The sequence below is a fragment of the Microbacterium sp. CCH5-D1 genome (assembly GCF_001557335.1).
In the GTDB taxonomy this organism is placed as follows: Bacteria; Actinomycetota; Actinomycetes; order Actinomycetales; family Microbacteriaceae; genus Microbacterium; species Microbacterium oxydans.
In genome coordinates this window covers 1-705 of the sequence record NZ_LSJW01000033.1, presented here as the reverse complement: position 1 = coordinate 705, position 705 = coordinate 1, and the positions used below count along the sequence as shown (strand labels likewise).

1 pseudogene is annotated in these 705 nt (G+C 67.8%); it reads left to right on the top strand.

The features are described 5' to 3' along the window. Positions 1 to 51: 51 nt before the first annotated feature. Positions 52 to 540: pseudogene (locus AX744_RS02060) on the top strand (IclR family transcriptional regulator); the annotation flags it as partial. Positions 541 to 705: the final 165 nt, after the last annotated feature.

The window sequence follows — 705 nt, the reverse complement described above, 5'->3', positions numbered from 1 at the left end:
CTCGAAGCCGGCGGATTCAGACCGCTCCTACACTCTCATTCGCGATGAGCCCCTTTGGTGGCTGCTCTTTCGGACCGGCTGGGGGAGAGCGCGCACCTGGCGGTGATGAGTGGCGGGGACGTGCTGTACATCGTCGAGGAACGCGCACCTCGGAGGCCCGCGTTGGTGACGGACGTGGGCGTGCGTCTTCCGGCGCACCTCACGGCTTCGGGCCGCGCGATGCTGGCAGCGCTCCCCCGGGAACAGGTGCGGGCGCTCTACCCGGACGTCTCGGCATTCCCCGACCGCACCGGCCTTGGCCCGCGGACACCCCGCGAACTGCGTGAGCTTCTCCGGGATGTCCGGGCACGGGGGTATGCGACAGAGAACAGTGAGATCGCGGACGGACTGCGCAGTGTGGGCGCCGCGGTCCTCGATGCCGCGGGCTGGCCTGTTGCAGCGGTGGCGGTGACGTGGGGCCGTGCGGATCTGGATGAGGAACTGCTCGCTGCCGCTGTGCGGGAGTGCGCCGCCATGCTCGAGGCGCGCTTGAAGCGCTGAGCCGTGCGGCCACGGTCGCGTTAACGCAGAAGAGCCACCCCGCGAGGGATGGCTCTTCGTGCTTGCATGGAGCACAACGCAAGAAAGCCACCCAGCATTGGGTGGCTTTCTTGTTTAAAAGGAGTCCGGCGGTGTCCTACTCTCCCACAGGGTCCCCCCTGCAGT